The sequence below is a fragment of the Mesorhizobium sp. WSM4813 genome (genome assembly GCF_055811555.1).
In genome coordinates this window covers 57,139-80,363 of record NZ_JBVVQU010000009.1, presented here as the reverse complement: position 1 = coordinate 80,363, position 23,225 = coordinate 57,139, and the positions used below count along the sequence as shown (strand labels likewise).

Genomic DNA, 23,225 nt, shown 5'->3' with positions numbered 1-23,225 from the left:
GACCTTCAATTCAACCCCTGAATCCAAACCCGCCACCGCCCTATCCACCACGGACGGAGGGATGCCAAAACGTGACTGCTCTCTCGAAAAGAGCGACCACGCCATAAAAGACCGAACCCGCAAGTGCTGCAACTGCGATTTCGGCCCAGACCATATCGATGTTCATCCGCCCGACCTCGGTCGAAATCCGAAATCCCATGCCGACCACCGGCGTGCCGAAGAACTCCGCGACGATGGCGCCGATCAGCGCCAACGTCGAATTGATCTTCAGCGCGTTGAAGATGAAGGGTGCCGCCGCCGGCAGCCGCAGCTTGAACAGCGTCTGCCAGTAGCTCGACGCATAGGTGCGCATCAGGTCGCGCTCCATATGGCCGGAGGCGGCAAGCCCCGCGACCGTGTTCACCAGCATCGGGAAAAAGGTCATGATGATGACGACGGCGGCCTTCGACTGCCAGTCGAAGCCGAACCACATGACCATGATCGGCGCCACGCCGATGATGGGCAGCGCCGAGACCATGTTGCCGATCGGCAAAAGCCCGCGGCGCAGGAACGGCACGCGGTCGGCCGCAATGGCGGCGAGGAAGCCGGCACCGCTGCCGACGACGTAGCCGAAGATCACCGCCTTGAAGATGGTCTGCCGCACGTCGGCGGCCAGCACCGGCAGCGAATTGGCGATACGAACGCCGATGGCGCTTGGCGGCGGCAGCAGGATGAAAGGAACGCCCGCGCCGCGCGTCACCGCCTCCCAGATGATCAGGATCCAGGCGCCGAAGATCGCCGGAATGATCAGCCTCAAAGCGGTCGCCGCCCAGCGCGAGGTCGGGCGAAGTGCGGACAGGACCGTCACGCAGCGCCAGGCCAGAAGCCATGCAGCAGCAAGCAGCAAATAGAAGGAGGCGCGAGCGGTGCCTTCATTGCCGGTTATGCCGGCGAGCAGCAGCCACGCCGCGCCATGCGCGCCGAGGAAGAGCGACACCACGCCAATCGCCGGTGGCAAATTATCGGCCGCGATTGCAAGGAGCAGCAAGAAGAAAATCAAAGCCGCTATAGCGACGCCATAACCGGGCGCGGCATCGACAAGCGGCCAAAGAAGGAGCGCTCCGGCAAGAAGAGCAAGCGCGGCATACCCTTGCCACGAGCGAGGCGTGATTGACGAAAGGTTCAGGAAGGAACTCATGCCGGCCTCCCGCCCATGGCGCGGTCGACGATGCGCCCGGCAATGCCGACCACCATAACCAGCAGCGCCGCCACCACCGAGCCGGCAACCAGCGCCGACCAGATGTCGATCGTCTGGCTGTAATAGGCGCCGGCGAGCAGCTTGGCGCCGATGCCGGCGACGGCGCCGGTCGGCAGTTCGCCGACGATGGCGCCGACCAGGCTGGCGGCGACCGCCACCTTCATCGAGGTGAACAGGAACGGCACCGACGCCGGCACGCGCAATTTCCAGAAGGTCTGCGAGGGGCTGGCATTGTAGGTGTGCATCAGATCGAGATGGGTGAGCTCGGGCGAACGTAGGCCCTTGACCATGCCGACAGCCACCGGGAAGAACGACAGATAGGTCGAGATCAGCGCCTTCGGGATCAGGCCGGTGACGCCGATTGCCGCCAGCACGACGATGATCATCGGCGCCACCGCCAGGATCGGAATCGTCTGCGAGGCGATGATCCACGGCATCAGGCTGCGGTCGAGCGTCGCCACATGCACGATGCCGACGGCAATCACGATGCCGAGCGCCGTGCCGAAGGCGAAGCCGAGCAGCGTCGAGGACAGTGTCACCCAGGCATTGTAGACAAGGCTGCGGTTGCTGGTGACCTTGCGCAGAAAAGTGTTCTCGAAGAAATTCACCGCCACCTGATGCGGCGCCGGCAGCGTCGGCTTCGGCTGCGACATCGTCTTGCCGATGAATTCCACAACGCCTGGTGTTTCGCCGGCACGGCGGTCGAGATCGCGCTGGAATGGCGCGTTGAGGACGGCTGCGAAAACGTACCAGACAACCACCACGCCCGCGAGGATCGAGGTCACCGGAACGATCTTGTCGCGAAAGGAGTCCACCTAACCGCCCTCGCGAGGTTGGCTCCCTCCTCTCCCCGACGGGGAGAGGGTGGCCGGAGCGAAGCGGAGGCCGGGTGAGGGGGTAGAAATCTTTCCGTCGAGGCAAGCCAAGATCGTATCAAGAACCGCTCGGCGCTCGGCCAGAACTTCATGGTTCCAGAACCGGAGAACGGAATAACCATGGCCATTCAGCCAAGCAGTTCTCGCCGCATCGGTTAGCGAGTCCGCGTGCTGGCTACCATCGAGTTCGACAATCAGACCCTTCTCGCGACAAACGAAATCCGCGATGAAAGGCCCAAGCGGCACTTGCCTCACAAATTTGTAGCCGTTGAGATGGCGTCCTCTTAGTTCCCCCCAAAGCCTGTATTCAGCCTCAGTCTCGTCGACCCGCAGCTTTCGAGCGCGATCGGTTGCGCCCGCCTTTCTCTTGGTCGGTTCTGTCGGCGCCGCCCCCTCACCCGCCCTCCGCTTCGCTCCGGCCCTCCTCTCCCCGTTGGGGAGAGGAGGGAGCTCATCCCGCTCAATCCTCATAGCTGTGCCCTGCCCTGAGCCCGTCGCGGACGCGCGCCGCGATCGCCAGGAATTCCGGCGTCTCACGGATGTCGAGCGGCCGCTTCTTCGGCAGCGTCGATTCGATGACGTCGCTCACGCGGCCCGGCCGCGGCGACATGACGATGATCCGCGTCGAAAGGTAGACCGCCTCGGGAATCGAATGGGTGACAAAGCAGATGGTCTTGTTGGTCCGCTCCCAAAGCTCCAGCAGCTGTTCGTTGAGATGATCGCGTACGATCTCGTCCAGCGCGCCGAACGGCTCGTCCATCAGCAGAAGATCGGCATCGAAGGCCAGCGCCCGCGCGATCGAGGCACGCTGCTGCATGCCACCGGAAAGCTGCCACGGGTATTTCTGCTCAAAGCCGCCCAGGTTGACGAGATCGAGCGTGCGCTTGATGCGCGCCGCCTGCTCTGACTTGGACAGGCCCATGATCTCCAGCGGCAGCGCCACGTTGCGCTCGATCGTGCGCCACGGATAAAGCGCGGCCGCCTGGAAGACATAGCCATAGGCGCGGCTCTGGCGCGCCTGCTCGGGCGTCATGCCGTTGACGGAGATGCTTCCCGAGGTCGGTTTTTCCAGATCGGCGATGACCCGCAGCAAGGTCGTCTTGCCACAACCGGACGGCCCGATGAAGGACACAAACTCGCCCTTGCCGATGGTCAGGTCGACATTCGACAGCGCCTGCACCGGACCGTCACTGGTCTGGAAGGTCAGGCCGAGCTTGCTTGCCGAAACGACCGCTGGCGATGTTCCCGTCATAGGCCGCAGCCTGCCTTTTTGGGCCGCTGCTGCGCCGGCCGGAATCCGGTTGATTTTGCCGCGATGTTGCTTTCCACTCGCCCCGTCCTATCCGACTGAGAGTTCCCACTCGATCGAGAGTCTCCCCGATGCCGCCCAAACCCACTTGTCATCTTATCCGCCCTGAAAGCTCTTATGAAGGCAAGCAGGGACTGAGTTATTTCACCGGTATCGCCGCCGAGACGGTCGGCTCTACCGGCATCTGCATGCATCTGCTCACCATGCCGCCTGGTGCCCGCGCCAAGGCGCATATGCACGAAAGCCACGAAACGGCGATCTATGTGCTCTCCGGCGAGGTCCATACCTGGTATGGCGACCGGCTTGAACAGCAGATCGTGGTCAAGGCCGGCGACCTCTTTTACATTCCCGCCGGGGTGCCGCATCTGCCGGCCAATCTGAGCGACAGCCCGGCCTCGGCGGTCATCGCCCGCACCGATCCCAACGAACAGGAAAGCGTCGTCCTGCTGCCGGAACTGGACGGGTTGGTCGCCTAAGGCGAAAACCAAGCAGCTCACACCCCGGTCGCCGGAATACCGGTGCGTTCCACCTTGCGCGGCGCGGAAATTTCCTTCCAGGTCGACAGCGCCCGGTTGACTGCTGCATTCGGCTCACGAGCGACGAACTCGCCATGGCCGGGCTTCGCCTTGACCTCGTTCTCCTGGATCGACAGTTCGCCGCGCGAGAAGACGAAGCGCGGCAGGCCGATCACCTCAAAACCTTCGAAGACGTTGTAGTCGATCACCGACTGCTGCTTCTTGGAGGTGATCGTCTTCTTTCGCTTCGGGTCCCAGACGACGATGTCGGCGTCCGCGCCTTCGACGATGGCGCCCTTCTTCGGATACATGTTGAGGATTTTCGCGATGTTGGTCGAGGTCACCGCGACGAACTCGTTCATCGTCAGCCGGCCGGTGTTGACGCCGGTGGTCCACAGCACCGGCAAGCGGTCCTCGAGCCCGCCGGTGCCGTTCGGGATTTTGGTGAAATCGCCGATGCCGTTGCGCTTCTGGCTGGTGGTGAACGCGCAATGGTCGGTCGCCACCACTTGCAGCGATCCGGCCTGCAGGCCGGCCCACAGTGAATCCTGATGTAATTTGTTGCGGAAGGGCGGGCTCATCACCCGGCGCGCCGCATGGTCCCAGTCCTTGTTGAAATATTCGCTCTCGTCGAGCGTCAGATGCTGGACCAGCGGCTCGCCGAACACCCGCATGCCCTTCTGGCGCGCCCGGCGAATGGCTTCGTGGGCCTGCTCGCAGGAAACATGCACGACATAGAGCGGCACGCCGGCCATGTCGGCGATCATGATGGCGCGGTTGGTCGCCTCGCCTTCCACTTCCGGCGGGCGCGAATAAGCGTGCCCTTCGGGGCCGTTATTGCCGGCGGCCAGCAGCTTCTGCGACAGCGCGGCAACCACGTCCCCATTCTCGGCATGAACCAGCGGCAGCGCGCCAAGATCGGCGCAGCGTTGGAACGACGAATACATCTCGTCGTCGTCGACCATCAGCGCGCCCTTGTAGGCCATGAAGTGCTTGAACGACGTGATGCCCTTGTCGACGACGGTGGCCATTTCGTCGAACACCTGCTTGCCCCACCAGGTGATCGCCATGTGGAAGGAATAGTCGCAGGAGGCTTTCGAGGTTTTATTGTCCCACATCTGCAAGGCCTCGAGCAGCGACTGCTGCGGCGACGGAAGGCAAAAGTCGACGACCATGGTGGTGCCGCCGGCAAGGGCGGCGCGCGTGCCGCTCTCGAAATCGTCGGCCGAATAGGTGCCCATGAACGGCATTTCGAGGTGGGTGTGCGGATCGATGCCGCCCGGCATCACGTAGCAGCCGCTGGCGTCGAACTCGTGATCGCCATGCAGATCCGGGCCGATGGCGATGATCTTGCCGTGCTTGAACAGCACGTCGGCCTTCCAGGTTCGGTCGGCGGTGACGATGGTGCCGTTCTTGATGACTTTGGACATTTTCTTGTTCCCTTGTTTTTCTCGCGCTTCTTGGTGAGCGTCTTGCTTGATCAGATCGGTTCAGGATCGAGCCCTGGACGGCCTCTACATGACTCCAACTTCCCGCAATATCTCCTCGACGCAACCATCGAAAGAATTTGCCAGGTCTCCTGTCGAAAACCGCAGCACACGATAGCCCTGTCGGCCAAACCATGCATCGCGTATTCGATCCTTGTCCATCTGCTCCGGCGTGAAGTGATGCTCTCCATCCAACTCGATGACGAGGTTCTTCTCATGCAACACGAAGTCCGCAATATAAGGTCCGATCGGCGCCTGCTTCCTGGCATGCAGGCCGTAGAGGCGACGGAACTCTTTCAATTCAGACCAGAGTTTGCGTTCACCATCCGTCATGTTTCGACGCAGTGCTCTGGCACGCTTTATGGCGGCTGGATCGAGCGCGGTCGGTGCCAAGACGAGTACCCCCACCCTCAATCCCCCCCCACAAGGGGGAGGGAGGCTTTTCGTCGCGCTATCACAGCTGACCCATCAAAGCTTTCGCCACAGGAAAAGGCGTCGCCATTGCCAGTCCCCCTCCCCCTTGTGGGGAGGGGTTAGGGGTGGGGGTACAGCGCCGACATCTCACCCCACGATCTCCGCCGTCTCGACCACCGCATGGAACAAAACATCGGCGCCGGCCGCCGCCCATTCCTTGGAGATTTCCTCGGCCTCGTTGTGCGACAGGCCGTCGACGCACGGGCACATTACCATCGCCGTCGGCGCGACGCGGTTGATCCAGCAGGCGTCATGGCCGGCGCCGGAGACGATGTTGCGATGCGAATAGCCAAGCCGTTCGGCGGCATCACGAATCGCCTTGACGCAGCCCGGATCGAAAGTGACCGGATCGAAATGGCCGACCTGCTCGATCGCATATTGGATGTCGAGCGCCTCGCAGATCGTGTCGATGCCCTCGCGGATACGGCCATCCATTGCGTCGAGCACTTCCTTTTCCGGCGAGCGGATGTCGATGGTGAAGACGGTGCGGCCGGCGATGATGTTGCGCGAGTTCGGATAGACCTCCATATGCCCGACCGCGCCGACGGCGTCGGGCTGGTAGTCCATGGCGATCTCATGCACCAGCTCGATCACTCGCGCCATGCCGAGCCCGGCATTGCGGCGCTTGGGCATCGGCGTCGAGCCGGTGTGCGCCTCCTTGCCGGTCAGCGTCACCTGCAGCCATTTCAGCCCCTGGCCATGGGTGACGACACCGATGTCGATGCCCTCGTCCTCAAGGATCGGGCCCTGCTCGATGTGCAGCTCGAAGAAGGCGTGGATCTTGCGCTCACCTACTTTCTCGGTGCCCTTCCAGCCGATGCGTTCGAGCTCTTCGCCGAACTTCTTGCCGTCCTTGTCGACATGCGAATAGACATCGGCCTGGTCGAGGACGCCGGCGAAGACGCCGGACGCCATCATGGCCGGCGCAAAGCGCGCGCCTTCCTCGTTCGTCCAGTTGGTGACGACGATCGGATGTTTTGTCTTGATGCCGAGCTCGTTGAGCGAGCGCACGATCTCCAACCCGCCAAGCACGCCGAGCACGCCGTCATACTTGCCGCCGGTCGGCTGGGTGTCGAGATGGCTGCCGACATAGACCGGCGGCAGATCAGGGTCGGCGCCTTCGCGGCGGGCAAACATCGTGCCCATCTCGTCGAGTCCCATTTCGAGCCCCGCCGCCTCGCACCAGCGCCTGAACAGATGCCGCCCCTCGCCGTCCGCGTCGGTCAACGTCTGGCGATTGTTGCCGCCGGCAACGCCGGGGCCGATCTTCGCCATCTCCATTATCGAATCCCACAAACGGTCTGAATTGATTCGCAGATTCTCGCCGGGAGCGGCCATTTTTCTAAAACCTCATCGATTGCGGCACGCCGGCGTCCCCCTCCCCCTCGAGGGGAGGGTGGCCGCGAAGCGGTCGGGTGGGGTCGCCGAACATGCGCACGACCTCCTTGACCACCTGCGCCACATGCCAAGCGCTGTTTATGACATCGGGCTCATCGACGCGAAAGATATCGAACCCGAGCGATCGCAAATAGGCGTCACGGACAGCGTCATGCCGTTTGCCCCTCTCCTGTTCGTGCAAGTCGCCATCCACTTCCACCACCAGCTTTACTGCAAGACAAGCGAAGTCGACGATATAGGGCCCGATCGGGCATTGGCGGCCGCGCAGTTCATACCACAGCAGGGATTCGCCCTTGGTCGCGTGAAGTCGAAGCGCCCGCGCCTTTTGGCGCATTTCGAAGCTTACGCGGGTACGGGGCATCAGAAGCGACCTCGCAGCAAAAGATCAGGTCGGCGCGCGTCGCCACCGACCCCACCCGACCGCTTCGCGGCCACCCTCCCCTCAAGGGGGAGGGAAAGCTGCGGCGCGTCCCTCAATCCACCGCCCTCAGCACTTCACGCACATGGTCGATCAATTCGTTGATCTGGCCCTGGGTGATGATCAGCGGCGGCGACAGCGCGATGATGTCGCCGGTGGTGCGGATCAGGGCGCCGCGCTCGAACGCCTTGACGAAGGCCGAGAAGGCACGCTTGGTCGGACTGCCGGGAATGGGCGCCAGCTCGATCGCGCCGATCAGGCCGATGTTTCTGATATCGATGACGTTCGGCTCGCCCTTCAGCGAATGCAGAGCGTCTTCCCAATACGGCGCCAGTTCCTCGCCGCGGGTCAGCAGGCCCTCTTCCCTATAGGTGTCGAGCGTACCGAGGGCTGCCGCGCAGGCGATCGGATTGCCCGAATAGGTGTAGCCGTGGAAGAACTCGATCATATGCTCGGGGCCGGTCATGAAGGCGTCGTGGATTTCCTTCTTGACGAACACCGCGCCCATCGGGATGACGCCATTGGAGACGCCCTTGGCAGTCGTCATGATATCGGGCGTGACGTCGAAATAGTCGGCGGCAAACGGCGTGCCGAGGCGGCCGAAACCGGTGATGACCTCGTCGAAAATCAGCAGGATGCCGTGCTTGGTGCAAATCTCGCGCAGCTTCTCGAGATAGCCCTTCGGCGGCAGGATGACGCCGGTGGAACCGGCCACCGGCTCGACGATGACGGCCGCGATGGTCGAGGCGTCGTGCAGCGCGACGATGCGCTCCAGCTCGTTGGCCAATTCCGCGCCATGCTCGGGCACGCCCTTGGTGAACGAATTCTTCTCCGGCAGATGCGTGTGCGGCATGTGGTCGACGCCGCCGAGCAGCGTGCCGAACATCTTGCGATTGGTGACGATGCCGCCGACCGAGATGCCGCCGAAATTGACGCCGTGATAGCCGCGCTCGCGGCCGATCAGGCGGGTGCGTGAGCCCTCGCCTTTGGCGCGGTGATAGGCGATCCCCATCTTCAGCGCAGTCTCGACCGATTCCGATCCGGAATTGGTGAAGAACACGTGGTCCATGCCCTGTGGCGCGAGGTCGACCAAACGGTTCGCCAGTTCGAAGACGATCGGGTGACCCATCTGGAAGGCCGGCGCATAGTCGAGCTCGGCGGCCTGTTGCTGGATCGCCTCGGTGATCTTCGGCCGGCAATGGCCGGCATTGACGCACCACAGGCCAGCGGTGCCGTCGAGAACCTTACGCCCGTCGCTCGTCGTGTAATGCATGTCCTTGGCGGACACCATCATGCGAGGCGCCTGTTTGAACTGCCGGTTTGCCGTGAACGGCATCCAGAATGCGCTGAGATCGTTCGGCGTGACTTTCAGCCGGTTGGACATGACCAAGACTTCCCCTTGTAACCTGTTTCGGTGCGGCTAACGCTTGGTCTTCCCGACACTTGGTCTCTGCTGCGTTTTCGTGCTACGCAAATTTTGACCGATTGGACAAACGTTAGCACCGCCCTGTCGGCGGTCAAGGGATTACTAGCGGAAATGCGGCAGCGGAAGCGCGCTCCACAGCCCGAAGAAAAACTGGTCCAGAGAATTGGTCCAGATGACCCTCGCGGTAATGTCCTGCAGGGATGATGACTGGCATGGACACCCCCGCTCCGCGCCGCACCCGCATCCAGCAGGAAAAGCGCGAGCTTATCCTGGAGGCGGCGCTCGAGGTCTTTTCAACCAACGGCTTTCGCGGCTCGACCATCGACCAGATCGCCGAAGCCGCCGGCATGTCGAAGCCCAATCTGCTCTACTATTTCCGCCGCAAGGAGGACATCCACGAGACGCTGATGCAGCGGCTTCTGGACACCTGGCTGGCGCCGCTGCGCGAACTCGACGACATCGGCGATCCCCTGACCGAATTGCGCAGCTACATCAGGCGCAAGCTCGAAATGGCACGCGATTTCCCTAGGGAAAGCCGGCTGTTCGCCAACGAGATCCTGCAGGGCGCGCCGCGCATCATGCCGCTGCTGGAAGGCGAGCTGAAGACGCTGGTCGACGAGAAGGCGACCGTGATCAAAGGCTGGATGCGCGCCGGCAAGATCGCCCGCACCGACCCTTGGCACCTGATCTTCTCGATCTGGGCGACGACGCAGCACTATGCCGATTTCGACGTTCAGGTCCGCGCCGTGCTCGGCCCCGACCGCGGCGGCGACGGCCGCTTCGAGGACGCGGCGAGGTTTCTCGAGCAATTGTTCATCGACGGGCTGAAGCCGAAAACCTAACTCTCGTTTCGTCATCCTGGGGCGCAGCAAGGAGCGGAGCGCCGCAGCGCAGACCTCAGGTCCATGCCGGGACATCAGAGCGCTGCTGGGGTGCAGAATTCTTCTCCGCGGCGTTCCTCGTTGATGCCACGGCCATGGATTCCATGGTCTTCGCGACGCCGCTTCGCGGCTGCTACGGCGGCCACCATCGGCTGAATGTGTCGGGGAACCAATCGGCGTCATTATAGCAGTAACGATACCAGGACAAAGTTTGACCTGTTTGACGCGTGCCGGAGTCCCATCTTCCACTTAGAGCAACGACATGGAGGCTCCAAGCATGGAACTGCAAGACAAGACCGTCCTCATCACCGGGTCGACCGACGGCGTCGGCCGCGTCGTCGCGCAAAGGCTCGGCGCCGGTGGCGCGCGGGTTCTGGTGCATGGCCGCGATGCGACGCGGGGCAAGACGACGGTCGCCGAGATCGAAGCTGCCGGCGGTAAGGCCGAGCTTCTCATCGCCGACCTCTCGTCCCTGGCCGAGGTCCGCCGCCTCACCGAGGCCGTCCGCGCCAGGACTGACCGGCTCGATATCCTCATCAACAATGCCGGCGTCGGCACCGCCGGCGCCAATGCGAGACGGCAGGTCAGCGCCGACGGCTATGAGCTGCGCTTTGCCGTCAACTATCTCGCCGGCTTCCTGCTCACATCAGAGCTTCTGCCGCTGCTCAAGGCGAGCGCGCCGGCGCGCGTCGTCAATGTCGCCTCGGCCGGCCAGCAGGCGATCGATTTCGACGATGTCATGCTGACCCGCAACTACGACGGCGTCCGCGCCTACTGCCAGAGCAAGCTGGCGCAGATCATGTTCACCATCGATCTGGCGCAGGAACTGAAGAACACGGGCGTCACCGTCAACAGCCTGCATCCTGCAAGCTACATGAACACCACCATGGTCCGGCAGGCAGGCATCACGCCGTGGAACTCGGTCGAAACCGGCGGCCGAGGCCATCATCAATCTCGCGACGTCGCCAGCGCTCGAAGGGCGGAGCGGCCTCTATTTCGACGGCCAGAGGGAATCTCGCACCAACGCGCAAGCCTATGACGCAAAGGCAAGACAGCAACTGCGGACATTGAGCCGCGAGCTTGTCGAGCGCGCTTCGATTTCAGCATCCATGACCGAAAACCCTCACATGCCGTGATCATCGACGGCTCTTCCTGCATGGCCTCGCGACCGCGCGAAAACTGGGGACCATAGATCATGCTCAACAAGAAGGCATGTCGCCAAGGACCGTGGCGGCTGCCTCGGCGAGTCGGCCGCCCGCACCCCGCTATACCGGCTACGCCATCAGCGCCAGAAATCCTCCGATCAGCGCGACGTTGCCGACGAAGCCGTTGATGCGGGCTGCGCGTTCCTGCCCTTGATGGTCCCAGAAATTGTGAAACATCGGCGTCGCGACAAGCAGGAACAGGATCAGGCATGCGGCCGCCAAGGCGGTCCAGATGCCTACGATCACCAGACCTCCGGCGGCGATCTGCAGGACGATCCCCAGCCACAGCATCAGCCGCGCCTGCGGCGCGCCGCGCGTGGTCATCAGTTGGGTCAGGAAGGTTGCGTTCTGGATGTTGCGCAGGCCGGCAAAGACAAAGGCACCGCCAAGCAGCAGGCGGGCGGCAAACAGAATCTCGCTCTCAAAATTCGCCAACATGTTCTTGATTCCCAAACAAAAATGGCACGCGGCACCTAGGCCGCGCGCCGGTCCAACCGCTCAGGCAGCTTTCGCCGCCGGCATCGGATGAAGGGCGTGGAACGGAACGCAAAGCCGGTTCCAGGTGTTGATCATGCCGATCGCCACCGACAGCTTGACCAACTCCTCTTCCGAGAAATGCTCGAGCGTCCTTGCATAGAGTTCGTCCGAAACGCCATTGTCGGCGATCTTCGTCACCGCCTCGGTCCAGGCGAAGGCAGCGCGCTCGCGCTCGGAAAACAGCGGCGATTCCTTCCAGGCAGAAACGAGATAGAGCCGTTGCTCGGTCTCGCCATCGCGACGCGCCTCGCGGCTATGCATCTCGACGCAGTACGAACAGCCATTGATCTGCGATGCCCTGAGCTTGATCAGATGCAGCAGGCTCACCTCGAGCCCGCATTCGTCAACCGCCTTGTTGAGCGCCGACACCGCTTTCATGATTTCCGGCGCCGCGCCGAAGAATTGCAGCCTCTGTTTCATCGCTTTACCTTTCACGCTTGCTTGGTTGAACTCGATTTTTGCGGCCGCTGACGGCGCTCTACGAAGGCGCAGTTCGCCGCGACTGAACGCGGATCGGCGTCGCTCATATAGTCCGCAACGATGTCGGACAGCCGGGCCTCGGCAAGAGCGGCACGGTAGGCGCGCTCGGCCTTCAGCATCGCGACGCTGATGCCGCAGGGTTTGACATAGGCCGAGGCATCGAGCCTGGCCGGCCCGCGCTGACGGATTTCGCCGCAACGGAAGGCCGGTTCGCGTCCTTCCACGGCGAGCACGATGTCGAGCAGCGTTATGCGCTCCGCCGACCGTGCCAGCCGGTAACCGCCCGATGGCCCCGGCACCGATTCGAGGATGCCCGACGCCGTTAGTGTTTTGAGATGCTTGAGGAGATAACTCGGCGACAGGCCGAACGCTTCCGCCATGGCAGCACCCGGCATTGTCGCCGCGCCTTCGACGCCGGCGAGCATCGCGGCGCAGTGGATGGCCGCCTCGACGCCTTCGCCCAGCTTCATTGTGCTGATCTCCGATTCATGGATACATACTATCGTGGATAATTTTTATCCGCAATAGGAAATTAGAGTCTCGGTTCTGGATGGGATGGCTGCGCTGCCGGCGATTTTATCCGATCGATGGCGCCGCCCCTCATTGCCCTGCCGGGCATTTCTCCCCGTAGAACGGGGAGAAAGACGCCGGCATCGAAGTTTTCGCCAATCTCCAGCGTTGCAGAATAGAGAGCCAAGGCCGCGGCCAGCGGGCTTCTCCCCGTTTACGGGGAGAAGGTGCCGGCAGGCGGATGAGGGGCAGCGCCGACCTCAACGGCTGCACTGCTAGCCGATCCCCGTCCGCCCCCTACTCCGCCGCCACCTTGGCCATCGGGTTGTTCGGATGCGTCGTCCAGTTGGCGTAGACCGGCGACACCGGTCTGCCGGTGCGCTGGTCGATCACGCCGACCGCCAGCGGCTCCATGGTGATGCAGTTCTCGACCGGGCAGACATTAACGCAGAGATTGCAGCCGACGCATTCGGCCTCGATCACCTCGAAATGCCTGACGCCGTCGACGATTGCGGTGATCGCCTGGTGTGAGGTGTCCTCGCAGGCTATGTGGCAGCGGCCGCATTTGATGCAGGCCTCCTGGTCGATATGCGCCTTGGCGACGTAGTTGAGGTTGAGATACTGCCAGTCGGTGACGTTGGGCGTGGCGCGGCCGACGATATCGTCGAGCGAGGCATGGCCCTTCTCGTCCATCCAGTTTTCCAAGCCTGCGATCATCTCCTGCACGATCTTGAAGCCATAGGTCATCGCCGCCGTGCACACTTGCACATTGCCGGCGCCGAGCGCCATGAATTCGGCGGCGTCGCGCCACGTGGTGATGCCGCCGATACCGGAGATCGGCAGCCCATGCGTTTCCGGATCGCGGGCGATTTCGGCCACCATGTTCATGGCGATCGGCTTCACCGCCGGACCGCAATAGCCGCCATGCGAACCCTTGCCGTCGATGGTCGGCTCCGGCGCGAAACTATCGAGATTGACGCCGGTGATCGAATTGATGGTGTTGATCAGCGACACCGCATCCGTGCCGCCGGCAAGTGCTGCGCGCGCCGGCTTGCGCACATCGGTGATGTTCGGCGTCAGCTTGGTGATAACAGGCATGCGGGTGTTGGCCTTGCACCAGCGCACCACCATTTCGATGTATTCCGGCACCTGGCCGACGGCGGCACCCATGCCGCGTTCGGACATGCCGTGCGGGCAGCCGAAATTGAGCTCGATGCCGTCCGCCCCCGTCTCCTCGACCACCGGCAGGATCGCCTTCCACGCATGCTCCTCGCAAGGCACCATCAACGAGACGACAATGGCGCGGTCGGGCCAGTCCATCTTGACTTGCTTGATCTCGCGCAGATTGACCTGCAGGTCGCGGTCGGTGATCAGTTCGATGTTGTTGAGGCCGAGCAGGCGACGGTCGGCGCCCCAGATCGCGCCATAGCGCGGACCGTTGACGTTGACCACCGGCGGGCCTTCCTCGCCGAGCGTCTTCCACACCACGCCGCCCCAGCCCGCCTTAAAGGCGCGGATGACGTTGTAGGCCTTGTCGGTCGGCGGCGCCGACGCCAGCCAGAACGGATTCGGCGATTTGATGCCGACGAAATTGTTGCTTATGTTTGCCATGCTCATGCCCTCCCGTTTGAGGTCAGTGCCCGGTGGATCGATTCGGCTGCGTCGCGGCCCTGTGCGACGGCGGAGACTGTCAGGTCGTCGCCGCCAAAGATGCAATCGCCGCCGGCCCAGACATTGGCCAGCGAGGTGCGGCCTTCGGCATCGACCTTGATGCGGCCGGCTTCCAGGGCCAGCAAGGCGCCGCTGCCGTTGAGCGCCGAGGGAATAAAGCTCTGGCCGATCGCCTTGAACACCTGGTCGGCAACCAGCGTCAACCGCTCGCCGGTGCCGACGAGTTTGTCGCCATCCATCGTTGTATATTCGAGTTCGATGCCCGAGACCTTGCCGCCTTCGGCAATGACCCGCTTCGGCTGCAGCCAGTGACGGATGATGACGCCGTTGGCGGCGGCCAGATCCTGCTCGAATTCGGAAGCGTTCATGTGCTCCTGCCCGCGCCGGTAGCAGATCGTCACCTCTTCGGCGCCGAGCAGCTTCGATTGCACCGCCGCGTCGATCGCCGTCATGCCGCCGCCGATGACGACAACCCGCCGGCCGACCGGCAGACTGGCAAGATCGCTCGCCTGGCGAAGCTCCGCTATGAACTCCACCGCATTGGTGACGCCTTGCGCGTCCTCGCCGTCGGCGCGCAGCGCATTGACGCCGCCAAGCCCCATGCCGAGGAACACCGCGTCGTAGTTCCTGGTCAGGTCCGACAGCTGGTAGTCGCGGCCGAGCGCCTTGCCGTTCTGGATATCGATGCCGCCGATCGACGTGACATAATCGACCTCCGCCTGGGCGAAATTGTCGATGCTCTTGTAGGCGGCGATGCCGTATTCATTGAGGCCGCCGGCTTTCGGGCGGGCTTCCAGGATGGTCACGTCATGTCCGTGGCGTGCGAGCCGATGAGCGGCTGCAAGCCCGGCCGGTCCGGCGCCGACGACGGCGATCGTCTTGCCGGTCGGGGCGGCGCGCCGGTAAAACTGCTTATTCTCAGCCATGGCGACATCGGTGGCATAACGCTGCAGGCGGCCGATCTGCACCGGCTTGCCTTCCGCCACTTCGCGCACGCAGACCTCTTCGCACAGCGTCTCGGTCGGGCAGACGCGGGCGCACATGCCGCCCAAAATGTTCTGGTCGAAAATCGTCTTGGCCGAGCCGATCGGATTGCCTGTCGAGATCTGGCGGATGAACAGCGGGATGTCGATCGAGGTCGGGCATGCGTTCATGCAGGGCGCGTCATAACAGAAATAGCAGCGATCGGACTCGACCAGCGCCTCGTGATGATCGAGCGGCGGATGCAGGTCTGAAAAATTATCCGCATATTGTTCAGGCGAAAGCCGGCCGCCGGCAATGCCCTGCTTGAAATGACCAGTCGCCATTCCGCTTCCCCATTCTTGTGGTTTTGCCGAAGGCTAACACGTTTTGTTTTTTTATCAATTGGTCAATTTTCGACGCAAGCCGCTGAAATACCACGATAAAAACATGATAATCATACTCATGTTTTCGGGCTTCACGCGCGATCACGGGGCAGACAGGAGGCCCATTCCTGGGGCACAGCGATGGATCGACCTGATCTCGTTCGCGACCAGTTCCTGCAGCCGCCACAAATTGTGGTCGCGAATGCCAAACGCTTCCAGGTGACTGACGGTATTATAGAGATATTCGGCACCGGATCCGACATGCCCGCATGCTCTGGCCAGCACCCGCGCCACATTTTCCAAGGGCTGGTTGAGCGACGTCCCCCTGCCGGTCACACCGATCCAGAAGCCCAGCGCCCGCAGTGAACCTTGAGCCGTACGCACTGGAAGCCATCTGACCGAGCCGACGCTCTCGTGATCGTCGATCTCGCGCCGCAACAGTCTTTCGATCTGCAGCGGCTTTTCCCCTTCCGGCAAGCGGTAGATCACACCACCGCATCGCCCACCTCGTTCGAGCGCCATCATCAAGCCCGGCTGCGCAGCGCTGCCGCGCCAGCGGGCGATGTCGAGGCAGAAGGACCGATGCCAGCCGAAAGCGGTGGCGCGCTGTCGTTCGACGGACTCGAAAGCCGGCTTCCAGATCAGCGAGCCATAGGCGAACACCCACAAGGGGCCCGCGTCTGCTTCATCCGATAGCCGCGCCGCGAGGGTTTGGAAATCCTTATCATTCAGTTGCGTCCAGCTTCCATCAGGACCGGGATCGGCCTCCTCCCGATGGCATAGCGCGACAAGCTCTGAAGTGAGCGACATCCGGCGCATGGATCAACACTCTCCGTTGACGATAAGCAAAGTCGAAAACCGCAGCATGCGCAAGATTGCGAACGAGGGGCGCCTTGCCGCCATCGATTTCTGGCCCAGATGTCGGAATTCCGTCGCGAAGATCGTCCTAGATGGATCACGCATGATCGATAACTGGAAACCCAAGGAGCACGACAATGCCAAAGTCCCCGATGCCCTTTTTCTGGTACGAGCTGATGACCACCGATCTCGACGCCGCCGAGGCATTCTATACCGAGGTGGTCGGCTGGAAGGCACAGGCCTTCGAGGGCGCGCCAGGCATGCCGCGCTATATCGTCATGAATGTCGGCGAGCGCGGCGTTGCAGGGTTGATGGCCCAGCCCGAGGACGTGCGCAAGATGGGCATGCGGCCGGCCTGGGTCGGTTACATCCACACCAGGGATGTCGATGCCTCGACGAAATCGTTGAAGGAGGCCGGCGGTGCGGTTCATCGCGAGCCCGATGACATTCCGGGCGTCGGCCGCTTTGCCGTCGTCGCCGATCCGCAAGGCGCGGCCTTCAACTTCCTGCAGCCGGATGGCCCCGACCAGCCGCCGGTGCCGGCCACCACTCCCGGCCATGTCGGCTGGCATGAACTCTACACGACCGACTGGCGGGCTGCGTTCGATTTCTACTCCGGCCAGTTCGGCTGGACCAAGGGCGACGCCATGGACATGGGTCCAATGGGCACATACCAGCTCTTCGCCTTCGACGGCGAACCTATCGGCGGCATGATGAACAAGCCCGAGCAGATTCCGGTGCCGGTCTGGCAGTTCTATTTCAATGTTCCAGCCATCGACGCGGCGGCCAAGCGGGTGACCGACAATGGCGGCGAGGTCCTGATGGGGCCGATGGGGGTTCCCGGCGGCAGTTGGATCGTGCAGTGCACGGATCGGCAAGGCGCTCATTTCGCGTTGATGGCGCCTGTGCGGTAACAACGTCGGCAGCAGTGGCCGATCTCTCCCACAGGGATCCAATTGGGAGATGTCCGGCAGGACCAGGAGGAGCCCTGTCCTTCGGCCCCTTCGAGAATTACTCCGGCGTCAGCACCGCGACTTTGAGGGTCTCTTTTTTCGCGCCGCTGAACTGGATGGTCGCCAGGCCGGCGGCCAGCTTGAAGCGCATGCTCTTGCGAATCCCCGGACAGGTCTTCATACCACTGAAAGCCGCCAATTTTACGGTTTTGCCGTCCTGGACGACATCGATCCAGGCCTCATCAGACAGGCTGATCTGGAGCTCTCCCTCAGGGGGCACGGCCACGCTTGCCGTCGCGCCGAATCTACCGGCTGCCGGCGCGCGTTCCGGCGGAACGGTGAAGCTGATCGTGTCGACCGGCGCCAACGCCACATCTGCAGCCTCGCCGACCGAAAGGTCAGCGCCGGACTGCGCGGCGGGCGCTGCCGCAAACAGGGCCTCCTCGCGCGTCACCGGCCATTTGAAAGCAGCACAGCCGGCGTCGTCGGCCATGGCGACGCTGGTGCCTGCAAGGATGGCGAATAGGCTGACCAGGACTTTTCTCATGGCAAACGGAACCCACATGGTTTGGAGTGTCTGGCTATCAATACAACTATAACGATTTGAATGCAACCATAGCTAGAATAAAAGGACAGGAACATTCCAATCACCGGTTGTTGATGGCAGGCCAACGCAGGCGCCGGGCATTCTGCGCATCATGACCGCGTTGCAGTTCATCGAGCACGGCGCTGGACAACCGCCGCAGCGCTTGAGCCGCCACAAACGGCGCCTTCATCCCCGCATCCGCTCAAGGTTCGCGTCGAACAGCGGCGTCGGCTGCACGCGCGCGGGATAGCGCTTACCCAAGAGCTCGATCTCGAAACCGTCGGCCTCATCGGCGATTTCCTTCGGCACGTAGCCCATAGCCACGGACGTCTTCGAATGATGCGCGTAGCCGCCTGACGTGACCCAGCCGCGCACGGCGCCGTCGAACCAGATCGGCTCGTCACCGATGACGTCGGCGTCTGCCGTATCGACGACAAAGGCGCGCAGCCGCAGCTTGCCGCCTTGCTTGCGCTCAGCCAGTGCAGCCTGCTTGCCGATGAAATCGGTTTCTTTCCCGTAGGCGACGAAGCGATCCAGCCCGGCCTCCAGCGGACCATAGATCGGCCGGTATTCGCGCGCCCACGAACCGTAGTTCTTCTCCAGCCGCAGCGCATTGAGCGCGCGCGAGCCGAACAGGCCGATGCCGAATTCTTCGCCAGCCGCCATCAGGGTCTGGTACGCGGCACGCTGATATTCCGGCGCCACCCAGATCTCGTAGCCGAGATCGCCGGTGTAGCTGACTCGGCCGACCAGGCACGGCGCCATGCCGACATCCACCTTGCGGATGGCCATGAACGGAAACGCCGCATTCGACACATCCGCCCGCGTAACCTTTGCCAGCACGTTCCGCGCATTCGGACCGGCAATCGACAGGCCAGTCAGTCTCGCCCCCAACGCCTCGATACGGACCGAGCCATCTTGCGGCAGATGCGCCTCGAACCAGCGCATGTGATACTGCTCGGCAATGCCGGAGCCGGCGAGGAACCAGCCCAACCCGTTGGAATTGGGGCTGCCGAGATTGGCCAGCGAGAAATCGCCGATCAGCCTGCCGTCTTCCTTCAGCATCGGCGCCAGCGCCATGCGGCCGGCTTTTGGCAGCTTGCAGGCAAGCAGGCGGTCGAGCCAGGCTGCCGCTCCCTCGCCCGTCACTTTGTATTTAGCGAATGACGAGATTTCCGACAGGCCGACACGTGTCCGCACCGTCTTCACCTCTCTTGCGAGATGCTGGAAATCGCTCGAGCGCCGCCACGAGAACTCGTCCTTGACGCCCTCGGGCGCATACCACAGCGGCACTTCCAGCCCATAGGCCACGCCCCATTGCGCGCCCTTGGCCGACAAAAGATCATAGACCGGCGTGGTCTTGAGCGGCCGCCCGGCGGGCAGTTCCTCATTGGGGAAGCGGATGGAAAAACGACGCGAATAATTCTCACGCACCTTGGCGTTGGTGTAGGCCATCGTCGCCCAGTCGCCGTAGCGCGAGACATCCATCGCCCAGATATCGGCGCCGGGATCGCCCTCGATCATCCAGTTCGACAGCGCCAGGCCAACGCCGCCGCCCTGCGAAAAGCCGGCCATGACGCCGCAGGCGACCCAGAAACCCGGCAGGCCGCGCACCGGACCGACCAGCGGATTGCCGTCCGGTGCGAAAGTGAAGGGCCCGTTGATGATCTGCTTGATGCCGGTGTTCTGGAAGGCTGGGAAATGCCGGAACCCGACTTCCAATGACGGCGCGATGCGGTCGATGTCGGGCTCCAGCAGTTCGTGTCCGAAATTCCACGGCGTGGAAAATTCGGACCATGGCCTATTGGCCTTCTCATAGGTGCCCATCAGCATGCCGCCGCGTTCCTGGCGCAGATAGAGCTCACCGTCGAAATCGACCGCGTGGATGATCTCCGTGCCGGTCTTCTGGTTCCAGGCGGCGACCTCCGGCATGTCCTCGGTGATCAGGTACATGTGCTCCATGGCCAGCACCGGCAGTTCCAGCCCGACCATGCGGCCGACCTCGCGCGCCCACAGGCCGCCGGCATTGACGACATGCTCGGCCACCACCTCGCCCTTGTTGGTGATGACGCGCCACAGCCCGCCGGAGCGGCGCACGATGTCCTCGACCTTGGTGAAGCGCTCGACCTCGGCGCCAAGTTTTCTGGCCGCCTTGGCATAGGCGTGGGTGACGCCAGATGGGTCGAGATGACCGTCCTCCTTGTTGCGCACCGCGCCGACGAACTGCTTGGGGTCGAGCAGCGGCATCAGTTCGGCCGCTTCATCAGGCGAAATCTCCTCGAGGTCGATGCCGAGATAGCGGCCCTTGGCGACGACACCGCGCAGCCAGTCGAGCCGCGCCTCGGTCGCCGCCAAAAGCACGCCGCCGGTCAGATGGACGCCGGTCGCCTGGCCGGACAGCTCCTCGATCTCCTTGTAGAGCGAGATCGTGTATTTCTGCAGCTTGGCGACGTTGGGGTCGCCGTTGATCGTGTGCATACCGCCGGCCGCGTGCCAGGTCGAACCGGAGGTCAGCTCGTCGCGCTCCAGAAGCACGATGTCGGTCCAGCCGTGACGGGCGAGATGGAACAGCACCGAACAGCCGACGACGCCCCCGCCAATGACCACGACCTTTGCATGCGATTTCATGGGTTTTCTCGTTATTTCAGGGAGTTGGAGGGGTGAAGTGAATCGGGATGACAGGAGTTGAGCGGACCGACACCAAAGACATCACGGTTCGCCCTGTCCGATCGCTTCCTTGCGCTTTGCCACATAAGCCTCCAGCGCCTCGCGCACAGAAATATCCATCGTCGGTTCGACATGGTCTTCCAGCGCTTTCTTCCACAGCCGCGTCGCCCGCGCCGTGGCGTCGAGCCCGCCGGCCTCCTGCCAGGCCTCGTAGTTCTGCCAGTTGGAGAGCATCGGTTGGTAGAAGGCGGTGGCGTAGCGCTCCAGCGTGTGCGGCTCGCCGAAGAAATGGCCGCCGGTCGGCACCGCCCCCAATGCCTCGACGGCGAGTTCGGCCTCGTTGACTTCGATCGGGCGCAAAAACTCCATCATGTGCTGGATCATCTCGACGTCGATGATGAACTTCTCGAACGACGCGGTCAGCCCGCCTTCCTGCCAGCCGGCAGCGTGGTAGACGAGATTGCCGTGACCGAGCACCGCGCCCCACAGCGCCATCAGCGTCTCGTAGGCGCCTTGCGCGTCGGCGGTATTCGAGGCCGAGCCCGGCGTCGTCCGGTAAGGCAGGCCATAGCGCCGCGCCAGTTGCCCGGACGCGATGTTGGCCTTGGTGTTCTCCGGAGTGCCGAAGGCCGGCGCGCCCGACTTCATGTCGACATTGGAGGTGAAGGCGCCATACATGACCGGGGCACCAGGGCGGACAAGCTGCGTCAAGACCACGCCGAACAGCGCCTCCGCGTTCTGTTGCGCCAGCGCGCCGGCAAGCGTCACCGGGCTCATCGCCCCCATCAGCGTGAACGGCGTCACCGCGACCGATTGGCCGAACTCGGCCATGGTCATCAGCCCTTCGGCCATCATCTCGTCGAAGCGGCGCGGCGAGTTGACCGAAATGATGGTTGTGACGCCGGGATGGTGGCGCATCTGGTCGAGGCTTAAGCCCCGCGAAATCGCCATCATTTCGATGCCGTCCAGCGCCCTGCCACGGCCGATCGCCGAAACGTGAAAACTTTTGTCGGTCAGCGTCAGATTGGCGAAATAGGTGTCGAGGTGGCGGGAATTGGCCGGCAGTTCCACCGGGGCGCAGACCTGGTTGCCCAACATGTGGATGCAGTTGAAATGCTGCGCCAGCCGGGTGAGATCGCTGTAGTCGCGCAAATTACCGGCGCGGCGGCCGCGTTCCATATCGTGCACGTTGGGCGGTCCGGCGACGAGCGTAAAATTGATAGTGTTACCGCCGAGATGGACGGTATGGGCCGGGTTGCGCGGCGTAAGCCGGTAACTCGACTGCGTCGTCTTCAGTGCCTCATCGACCATGCCGCGGTCGATGCAGATAGTCATCGACGCATGGTCGACCTTGGCCCCGGCCTTCTCGAACAGCGAAAGCGCCCGCGGGCTCATCACCTCAATGCCGAAATTCTCCAGAATGTGCATCGAGGCTTCGTGGATCGCCTCGATCTGGTCGGCCGAGATCATCGCCATTGGCGGATAGGGATTTGTCACGCGGCGCAACGGCAGTTGCGGAATGGCGGTCGGTCCCCTGTTGCTGGTTCGCTCAGCGCCGCGCTTGCGTCTCGGTTCGGTCATGCGGCGCATCAAAGCGCCGGCACGGTGATCGGGCTGTCAGAAATCCGCCACCTGCGGGCGTGATTTTAGCCAAGGCGGCATTTCTGGAATTTCGTACCGACAAAAGCGACAGAAACCGACGTAATATTCTCCTTACTCCGCCCGGCCTAAGCAGCCGATAAGCCGTTAAGGAACGCCGCAAGATTCCCTTTATGTTTTCGGCCTAATCCTCTTCCAATGAGTAGGTCGAGTTTTAGTAAAATTGTAGCTGTTACCGTACTGCTGGCGCTGTCGGGCTGCTCGACGCCGCCACGCCATATCAACAATGTCTGCGCCGTGTTCGACCAGAATGACGGTTGGTTCGATAACTGGCAGGCGGCCGCCGAACGCGCCGAACGGAAGCACGGCGTGCCGGTTCCCGTGCTGATGGCGACGGTGCGAAAGGAATCCGGCTTCAAGAGCAATGCCAGGCCGCCGCGCACCAAGCTTCTCGGCTTCATTCCCTGGAAACGCGTCTCCAGCGCCACCGGCTTCTCGCAGGCGCTCGACGGCACCTGGGCGCAGTACCAGAACGAGACCGGCAGCTGGACGGCGCGCCGCACCAGGTTTGCCGATGCCGTCGATTTCGTCGGCTGGTATCATTCCAAGACATCAGCCACGCTCGGCGTCGCCCGCAACGACACCTACAATCTCTATCTGGCCTATTATCTCGGCTGGACAGCCTATGGCCGCGGGAACCGCGGCGATGCCGGCGTGCAGCGCTATGCGCGGGCCACCGAGCAGATGGCTCGGGATTACGCCGCGCAGCTACGCCAATGCGCGCCTTGACGGC

The 23,225-nt window shown here is 62.9% G+C and carries 23 protein-coding genes and 1 pseudogene; 5 read left to right on the top strand and 19 right to left on the bottom strand.

The window, feature by feature from the left end; genetic code table 11:
* Positions 1-40: 40 nt before the first annotated feature.
* From AC0L25_RS07310 to AC0L25_RS07295, 4 genes are read right to left on the bottom strand one after another with little or no spacing between them, the layout of a single operon-like run.
* Positions 41-1,177 (bottom strand): ABC transporter permease, encoded by a 1,137-nt coding sequence (locus tag AC0L25_RS07310; protein ID WP_473594867.1) that lies wholly within the window; start codon positions 1,175-1,177, stop codon positions 41-43.
* Complete coding sequence (locus AC0L25_RS07305; protein ID WP_473594866.1) at positions 1,174-2,052, bottom strand: ABC transporter permease; 879 nt, start codon at positions 2,050-2,052, stop codon at positions 1,174-1,176. The genes AC0L25_RS07310 and AC0L25_RS07305 overlap by 4 nt, the downstream gene beginning before the upstream one ends.
* Positions 2,053-2,583, bottom strand: a complete 531-nt coding sequence (locus tag AC0L25_RS07300) for an endonuclease domain-containing protein (RefSeq protein ID WP_473594865.1) — start codon at positions 2,581-2,583, stop codon at positions 2,053-2,055.
* A complete protein-coding gene (locus AC0L25_RS07295; protein ID WP_473594864.1) occupies positions 2,573-3,364 on the bottom strand; it encodes an ABC transporter ATP-binding protein in 792 nt (263 codons plus the stop codon). Before AC0L25_RS07295 ends, AC0L25_RS07300 begins: the two co-directional genes overlap by 11 nt.
* Before the next feature lie 128 nt (positions 3,365-3,492).
* On the opposite strand from AC0L25_RS07295, the gene AC0L25_RS07290 reads away from it, so the two are divergent.
* Positions 3,493-3,897, top strand: coding sequence for a cupin domain-containing protein (locus tag AC0L25_RS07290; protein WP_473594863.1), 405 nt, complete (start codon positions 3,493-3,495; stop codon positions 3,895-3,897).
* 17 nt (positions 3,898-3,914) lie between these two features.
* On the opposite strand, the gene hydA is transcribed toward AC0L25_RS07290, so the two are convergent.
* The 5 genes from hydA to aptA form a co-directional block, all read right to left on the bottom strand.
* On the bottom strand, positions 3,915-5,366 hold the full coding sequence (hydA, locus tag AC0L25_RS07285; RefSeq protein ID WP_473594862.1) for a dihydropyrimidinase: 1,452 nt from the start codon (positions 5,364-5,366) through the stop codon (positions 3,915-3,917).
* Between the two features lie 84 nt (positions 5,367-5,450).
* Complete coding sequence (locus AC0L25_RS07280) at positions 5,451-5,816, bottom strand: endonuclease domain-containing protein (RefSeq protein WP_473594861.1); 366 nt, start codon at positions 5,814-5,816, stop codon at positions 5,451-5,453.
* 168 nt (positions 5,817-5,984) lie between these two features.
* Positions 5,985-7,235, bottom strand: a complete 1,251-nt coding sequence (locus AC0L25_RS07275; RefSeq protein ID WP_473594860.1) for a Zn-dependent hydrolase — start codon at positions 7,233-7,235, stop codon at positions 5,985-5,987.
* A 4-nt stretch (positions 7,236-7,239) separates the two neighbouring features.
* Positions 7,240-7,656 (bottom strand): endonuclease domain-containing protein, encoded by a 417-nt coding sequence (locus AC0L25_RS07270; RefSeq protein WP_473594859.1) that lies wholly within the window; start codon positions 7,654-7,656, stop codon positions 7,240-7,242.
* Between the two features lie 112 nt (positions 7,657-7,768).
* Complete coding sequence (aptA, locus tag AC0L25_RS07265) at positions 7,769-9,097, bottom strand: omega-aminotransferase AptA (RefSeq protein WP_473594858.1); 1,329 nt, start codon at positions 9,095-9,097, stop codon at positions 7,769-7,771.
* A gap of 254 nt (positions 9,098-9,351) precedes the next feature.
* Between aptA and AC0L25_RS07260 the strand changes: the two genes are divergently transcribed.
* Entirely contained in the window at positions 9,352-9,981 is a 630-nt protein-coding gene (locus AC0L25_RS07260; protein WP_473594857.1) for a TetR family transcriptional regulator C-terminal domain-containing protein, read from the top strand.
* Positions 9,982-10,297: 316 nt separating this feature from the next.
* Positions 10,298-11,156, top strand: a pseudogene (locus tag AC0L25_RS07255) (SDR family oxidoreductase).
* Positions 11,157-11,294: 138 nt separating this feature from the next.
* On the opposite strand, the gene AC0L25_RS07250 reads toward AC0L25_RS07255, so the two are convergent.
* From AC0L25_RS07250 to AC0L25_RS07225, 6 genes are all read right to left on the bottom strand, one after another.
* On the bottom strand, positions 11,295-11,663 hold the full coding sequence (locus AC0L25_RS07250) for a DoxX family protein (protein ID WP_473594856.1): 369 nt from the start codon (positions 11,661-11,663) through the stop codon (positions 11,295-11,297).
* Between the two features lie 60 nt (positions 11,664-11,723).
* Entirely contained in the window at positions 11,724-12,182 is a 459-nt protein-coding gene (locus AC0L25_RS07245) for a carboxymuconolactone decarboxylase family protein (RefSeq protein WP_473594855.1), read from the bottom strand.
* An 11-nt stretch (positions 12,183-12,193) separates the two neighbouring features.
* The gene (locus tag AC0L25_RS07240) at positions 12,194-12,712 is read right to left on the bottom strand and encodes an RrF2 family transcriptional regulator (protein ID WP_473594854.1); all 519 of its coding nucleotides are present in this window, start codon (positions 12,710-12,712) and stop codon (positions 12,194-12,196) included.
* Between the two features lie 337 nt (positions 12,713-13,049).
* Entirely contained in the window at positions 13,050-14,363 is a 1,314-nt protein-coding gene (gene preA / locus AC0L25_RS07235) for an NAD-dependent dihydropyrimidine dehydrogenase subunit PreA (protein ID WP_473594853.1), read from the bottom strand.
* 2 nt (positions 14,364-14,365) lie between these two features.
* Positions 14,366-15,730: an NAD(P)-dependent oxidoreductase gene (locus tag AC0L25_RS07230; protein ID WP_473594852.1), complete on the bottom strand. Its 1,365-nt coding sequence runs from the start codon at positions 15,728-15,730 to the stop codon at positions 14,366-14,368.
* Between the two features lie 141 nt (positions 15,731-15,871).
* Positions 15,872-16,588 carry a gamma-glutamylcyclotransferase gene (locus tag AC0L25_RS07225; RefSeq protein WP_473594851.1) on the bottom strand — a complete coding sequence of 239 codons (717 nt, stop codon included), beginning with the start codon at positions 16,586-16,588 and terminating at the stop codon, positions 15,872-15,874.
* 176 nt (positions 16,589-16,764) lie between these two features.
* On the opposite strand from AC0L25_RS07225, the gene AC0L25_RS07220 reads away from it, so the two are divergent.
* Complete coding sequence (locus AC0L25_RS07220; protein WP_473594850.1) at positions 16,765-17,541, top strand: VOC family protein; 777 nt, start codon at positions 16,765-16,767, stop codon at positions 17,539-17,541.
* A 97-nt stretch (positions 17,542-17,638) separates the two neighbouring features.
* Here the strand turns inward: AC0L25_RS07220 and AC0L25_RS07215 are convergent, their stop codons facing one another.
* The 4 genes from AC0L25_RS07215 to AC0L25_RS07200 form a co-directional block, all read right to left on the bottom strand.
* A complete protein-coding gene (locus AC0L25_RS07215; RefSeq protein WP_473594849.1) occupies positions 17,639-18,145 on the bottom strand; it encodes a hypothetical protein in 507 nt (168 codons plus the stop codon).
* Between the two features lie 82 nt (positions 18,146-18,227).
* Positions 18,228-18,356: a hypothetical protein gene (locus AC0L25_RS07210; RefSeq protein WP_473594848.1), complete on the bottom strand. Its 129-nt coding sequence runs from the start codon at positions 18,354-18,356 to the stop codon at positions 18,228-18,230.
* Positions 18,353-20,794, bottom strand: coding sequence for a GcvT family protein (locus AC0L25_RS07205; RefSeq protein ID WP_473594847.1), 2,442 nt, complete (start codon positions 20,792-20,794; stop codon positions 18,353-18,355). Before AC0L25_RS07205 ends, AC0L25_RS07210 begins: the two co-directional genes overlap by 4 nt.
* An 81-nt stretch (positions 20,795-20,875) precedes the next feature.
* On the bottom strand, positions 20,876-22,414 hold the full coding sequence (locus AC0L25_RS07200) for a trimethylamine methyltransferase family protein (RefSeq protein WP_473594846.1): 1,539 nt from the start codon (positions 22,412-22,414) through the stop codon (positions 20,876-20,878).
* Positions 22,415-22,630: 216 nt separating this feature from the next.
* Here AC0L25_RS07200 and AC0L25_RS07195 point away from each other — a divergent pair, with 216 nt between their 5' ends.
* Positions 22,631-23,221, top strand: coding sequence for a transglycosylase SLT domain-containing protein (locus AC0L25_RS07195; RefSeq protein WP_473594845.1), 591 nt, complete (start codon positions 22,631-22,633; stop codon positions 23,219-23,221).
* Positions 23,222-23,225 lie beyond the last annotated feature (4 nt).

Bases quoted from the DNA above. Each gene is read 5' to 3' on its own strand.
- AC0L25_RS07220 (WP_473594850.1), top strand. From the start codon at position 16,765: ATGCCAAAGTCCCCGATGCCCTTTTTCTGGTACGAGCTGATGACCACC.
- AC0L25_RS07290 (WP_473594863.1), top strand. From the start codon at position 3,493: ATGCCGCCCAAACCCACTTGTCATCTTATCCGCCCTGAAAGCTCTTAT.
- AC0L25_RS07230 (WP_473594852.1), bottom strand. From the start codon at position 15,730: ATGGCGACTGGTCATTTCAAGCAGGGCATTGCCGGCGGCCGGCTTTCG.
- AC0L25_RS07200 (WP_473594846.1), bottom strand. From the start codon at position 22,414: ATGACCGAACCGAGACGCAAGCGCGGCGCTGAGCGAACCAGCAACAGG.
- AC0L25_RS07240 (WP_473594854.1), bottom strand. From the start codon at position 12,712: ATGAAGCTGGGCGAAGGCGTCGAGGCGGCCATCCACTGCGCCGCGATG.
- AC0L25_RS07275 (WP_473594860.1), bottom strand. From the start codon at position 7,235: ATGGCCGCTCCCGGCGAGAATCTGCGAATCAATTCAGACCGTTTGTGG.
- AC0L25_RS07205 (WP_473594847.1), bottom strand. From the start codon at position 20,794: ATGAAATCGCATGCAAAGGTCGTGGTCATTGGCGGGGGCGTCGTCGGC.
- AC0L25_RS07250 (WP_473594856.1), bottom strand. From the start codon at position 11,663: ATGTTGGCGAATTTTGAGAGCGAGATTCTGTTTGCCGCCCGCCTGCTG.
- AC0L25_RS07270 (WP_473594859.1), bottom strand. From the start codon at position 7,656: ATGCCCCGTACCCGCGTAAGCTTCGAAATGCGCCAAAAGGCGCGGGCG.
- AC0L25_RS07195 (WP_473594845.1), top strand. From the start codon at position 22,631: ATGAGTAGGTCGAGTTTTAGTAAAATTGTAGCTGTTACCGTACTGCTG.
- hydA (WP_473594862.1), bottom strand. From the start codon at position 5,366: ATGTCCAAAGTCATCAAGAACGGCACCATCGTCACCGCCGACCGAACC.
- preA (WP_473594853.1), bottom strand. From the start codon at position 14,363: ATGGCAAACATAAGCAACAATTTCGTCGGCATCAAATCGCCGAATCCG.
- AC0L25_RS07300 (WP_473594865.1), bottom strand. From the start codon at position 2,583: ATGAGGATTGAGCGGGATGAGCTCCCTCCTCTCCCCAACGGGGAGAGG.
- AC0L25_RS07295 (WP_473594864.1), bottom strand. From the start codon at position 3,364: ATGACGGGAACATCGCCAGCGGTCGTTTCGGCAAGCAAGCTCGGCCTG.
- AC0L25_RS07245 (WP_473594855.1), bottom strand. From the start codon at position 12,182: ATGAAACAGAGGCTGCAATTCTTCGGCGCGGCGCCGGAAATCATGAAA.
- AC0L25_RS07310 (WP_473594867.1), bottom strand. From the start codon at position 1,177: ATGAGTTCCTTCCTGAACCTTTCGTCAATCACGCCTCGCTCGTGGCAA.
- AC0L25_RS07225 (WP_473594851.1), bottom strand. From the start codon at position 16,588: ATGCGCCGGATGTCGCTCACTTCAGAGCTTGTCGCGCTATGCCATCGG.
- AC0L25_RS07215 (WP_473594849.1), bottom strand. From the start codon at position 18,145: ATGTGGGTTCCGTTTGCCATGAGAAAAGTCCTGGTCAGCCTATTCGCC.
- AC0L25_RS07260 (WP_473594857.1), top strand. From the start codon at position 9,352: ATGGACACCCCCGCTCCGCGCCGCACCCGCATCCAGCAGGAAAAGCGC.
- AC0L25_RS07210 (WP_473594848.1), bottom strand. From the start codon at position 18,356: ATGAAGGCGCCGTTTGTGGCGGCTCAAGCGCTGCGGCGGTTGTCCAGC.
- aptA (WP_473594858.1), bottom strand. From the start codon at position 9,097: ATGTCCAACCGGCTGAAAGTCACGCCGAACGATCTCAGCGCATTCTGG.